This is a genomic window from Romboutsia weinsteinii, assembly GCF_002250835.2.
In the GTDB taxonomy this organism is placed as follows: Bacteria; Bacillota; Clostridia; order Peptostreptococcales; family Peptostreptococcaceae; genus Romboutsia_A; species Romboutsia_A weinsteinii.
Window position 1 is genome coordinate 1 of record NZ_NOJY02000112.1, and the last position, 3,989, is coordinate 3,989.

General features: G+C 35.7%; 3 protein-coding genes and 1 pseudogene. All 4 read right to left on the reverse strand.

Translation table 11 applies throughout. The features are described 5' to 3' along the window. Window positions 1–132: 132 nt before the first annotated feature. Window positions 133–2,199 carry an elongation factor G gene (fusA, locus tag CHL78_RS19715; RefSeq protein WP_094369558.1) on the reverse strand — a complete coding sequence of 689 codons (2,067 nt, stop codon included), beginning with the start codon at window positions 2,197–2,199 and terminating at the stop codon, window positions 133–135. A 45-nt stretch (window positions 2,200–2,244) separates the two neighbouring features. Then, entirely contained in the window at window positions 2,245–2,715 is a 471-nt protein-coding gene (gene rpsG, locus CHL78_RS19720; protein WP_094369557.1) for a 30S ribosomal protein S7, read from the reverse strand. Window positions 2,716–2,840: 125 nt separating this feature from the next. Next, window positions 2,841–3,263: a 30S ribosomal protein S12 gene (rpsL, locus tag CHL78_RS19725; protein ID WP_094369556.1), complete on the reverse strand. Its 423-nt coding sequence runs from the start codon at window positions 3,261–3,263 to the stop codon at window positions 2,841–2,843. Between the two features lie 301 nt (window positions 3,264–3,564). After that, window positions 3,565–3,989, reverse strand: a pseudogene (locus tag CHL78_RS19730) (DNA-directed RNA polymerase subunit beta'); the annotation flags it as partial.

The window sequence follows — 3,989 nt, forward strand, 5'->3', positions numbered from 1 at the left end:
TTAACGTGTGGTTTATTTCTTTCAAATTTAGCTTTAGCCATTTTGAAATACCTCCCTGTTTATATTTTTATATTTTAGGTAAGACGAGGAATACCCCGTCCTACTTATTTTAAATTAATTATAATAAAATTATTATTTTCCTTCAGCTATTTTCTTAGCAACTGAAGCTGGAACTTGTGCATAATGATCAAATATCATAGTGTAAGTTGCACGACCTTGAGTAGAAGATCTTAACTCAGTAGAGTATCCAAACATTTCTGAAAGTGGAACGAATGCATTTATAACTTGTGCACCAGATCTAGCTTCCATACCTTGTATTAAACCTCTCTTAGAGTTTAATCCACCCATAACGTCTCCCATGTAATCTTCAGGAGTAACAACTTCAACTTTGAAGTAAGGCTCAAGTAATACAGCATTTCCTTTTCTTAAAGCTTCTTTCATAGCCATAGATCCAGCCATTTTGAATGCCATTTCTGATGAATCGACATCATGGTAAGAACCATCATATAATTCAACAGCAACGTCAACAACTGGGAACCCAGCAACTACACCAGCAGCCATAGCTCCTTGTATACCTGCATCAGTTGGTCCAACGTATTCTTTAGGTACAGATCCACCAACAGTTTTGTTTGTGAATAAGTATCCAGCACCTGGCTCTTGAGGGTTAACTCTGATCTTAACGTGACCGTATTGACCTCTACCACCTGATTGCTTAGAGTACTTGTACTCTATATCAACTGGTTGAGTTATAGTTTCTCTATAAGCAACTTGTGGAGCTCCTACGTTAGCTTCAACTTTGAATTCTCTTAATAATCTATCAACTATTATCTCTAAGTGTAATTCACCCATACCAGATATTATAGTTTGTCCTGTTTCTTCGTCAGTTCTAACTCTGAAAGTTGGATCTTCTTCAACTAATTTTTGAAGAGCTACACCCATCTTTTCTTGAGCAGCTTTTGACTTAGGCTCTATAGCAACAGATATAACTGGCTCAGGGAATTCCATAGTCTCAAGTACTATTGGATGAGCTGGATCACATAAAGTATCTCCAGTAGTAGTATCTTTTAATCCAACAGCTGCAGCGATATCTCCTGCATATACTTCAGTTATTTCTTCTCTTGTATTAGCATGCATTTGAAGTATACGTCCTAGTCTTTCTCTCTTGTTTTTAGTAGAGTTAAGAACATAAGATCCACTTGTTATTACCCCAGAGTAAACTCTGAAGAATGCTAACTTCCCAACGAATGGGTCAGTCATTATCTTGAATGCTAATGCTGAGAACGGCTCTTCATCAGAAGAATGTCTTTCTGCTTCTTCACCGTCTTCTAATACACCTTTTATAGAAGCTATATCAGTTGGAGCTGGTAAGTAATCAACTACACCATCTAATAATAACTGAACACCTTTGTTTTTGTAAGCAGATCCACAGAATACTGGGTTCATTTCACAAGCGATAGTAGCTTTTCTTATAGCAGTTTTTATTTCTTCTACAGAGAACTCTTCGCCTTCAAGATACTTCATCATTAACTCTTCATCAGTTTCAGCAACAGCTTCTACAAGCTTTTCTCTCCACTCAGCAGCTAATTCTTTCATATCTTCTGGTATTTCAGCTCTTACTATTTCTACTCCTAAGTCATCTTTGTAGATGTGAGCACACATTTCTACTAAGTCAACTTCACCTTCTAACCAATCTTCTTTACCTATTGGTAATTGAACTGGCACTGCATTTGCAGCTAATCTATCTTTCATCATTTGTACAACATTGTAGAAATCTGCACCCATGATGTCCATTTTATTTACGAATGCCATTCTAGGTACTCCGTAGTTATCTGCTTGTCTCCATACGTTCTCAGATTGAGGTTCAACCCCACCCTTAGCACAGAATACAGCAACAGAACCATCAAGAACTCTTAGAGATCTTTCAACCTCAACTGTGAAGTCAACGTGTCCTGGAGTATCTATTATGTTTATTCTATGGTCTTTCCATGCAGCAGTAGTAGCAGCAGAAGTAATTGTTATACCTCTCTCCTTCTCTTGCTCCATCCAGTCCATTTGAGAAGCTCCTTCATGAGTTTCTCCTATTTTATGTGTTTGCCCTGTATAGAATAGGATTCTTTCTGTAGTAGTAGTTTTTCCTGCATCTATATGAGCCATGATTCCTATATTCCTAGTTCTTTCTAAAGGAAACTTTCTAGCCATGGTTCTCCTCCTTACGATATCCTTTTAAAGGTATCAATCCTATTATTAGAATCTGTAATGAGCAAATGCTTTGTTAGCTTCTGCCATCTTATGAGTATCTTCTTTCTTCTTTACAGAAGCTCCTGTACTGTTAGCAGCGTCCATTATTTCCTTAGCTAACTTTTCAACCATACCTTTTTCTCCACGAGCTCTAGTATAGTTTACTAACCATCTTAAACCTAAAGTTTGTCTTCTTTCTGGTCTAACTTCTATTGGTACTTGGTAGTTTGCTCCACCAACTCTTCTTGCTTTAACTTCTAAAACAGGCATTATGTTATCCATAGCTTTGTTGAATACTTCTAAAGCATCTTCTCCTGTTTTTTCAGCTATTATAGCGAAAGCATCATAAACTATTGTTTGAGCTTTCCCTCTTTTACCATCTATCATTAAGTTGTTTATTAACTTAGTAACAACTTTACTTCCGTACATTGGATCTGCTAAAACTTCTCTTTTTGGAACATTACCTTTTCTTGGCATTTTGCTTCCCTCCTTAATTATTAAATCTTAAATCATAGGTACTCGACATCATAAAATAATGCCGTGATGCCATAAATATGTCTATATATTTAAAGCACCGCACTATAATCAATTGTTAGTTTTTCCTACTTCTTAGCAGGTTTAGGTCTCTTAGCACCGTACTTAGATCTTGATTGCATTCTCTTATCAACACCTGCAGTATCTAAAGTTCCTCTTAGTATGTGGTATCTAACCCCTGGAAGGTCTTTTACTCTTCCTCCTCTTATAAGAACAACACTATGCTCTTGTAAGTTGTGGCCTTCACCTGGTATATAAGCAGAAACTTCTATACCATTTGTTAATCTAACTCTTGCAACTTTTCTTAAAGCTGAGTTAGGTTTTTTAGGTGTAACTGTCTTAACTGAAGTACAAACTCCTCTTTTTTGTGGAGCGCTTGTATCAGTTGATTTTTTGTGTAAAGAGTTGTAACCCTTTTGTAATGCTGGAGCAGTAGATTTCTTTTCTATTGCCTTTCTACTTTTACGAACTAATTGGTTAATTGTTGGCATCACGTGCACCTCCTCTTTGAAAATTTTCGATCTTAACGATCGCCAACTAAGTCAATATGGTATCCATATTGATTAAAATGTAACTTTCGTTACTTACAATTAAATGTCTATTAACACACAATGATTGTGGTTCTAGCGCGTTTTTAGCTTGGTGCTGCTAATTCTTTTTTACATTTATTAAAAGTTAATTTAAAAGTTACTAAGAGTTTTTTCAAACTCTTAGTAATCTTTTGAATTACACACTTTTACATTTTATCACCACAGCTAGTCAATGTCAAGATTTGTTTGTTTTATACCAAATTTAGTCTTGAACTTTTTCAACAGCTATGTTTTTGTATCTCTTCATTCCTGTACCTGCAGGTATTAACTTACCTATTATAACATTTTCTTTCAGACCTATTAAGTGGTCTTCTTTTCCTTTTATAGCAGCTTCTGTTAATACTCTAGTAGTTTCCTGGAATGAAGCAGCTGATAAGAATGACTCTGTAGCAAGAGATGCTTTAGTTATACCAAGTAATGTTCTCTTAGCCACAGCTGGTCTTAATCCATTAGCTATAGCTTCATCATTGCATTTATTGAATGTTAATACATCTTCATATCCACCTGGTAATAAATCTGTATCTCCTGGATCTTCAACCTTAACTTTAGATAGCATTTGTCTAACAATTACTTCTATATGCTTATCGTTAACGTCAACCCCTTGCATTCTATAAACTCTTTGAACTT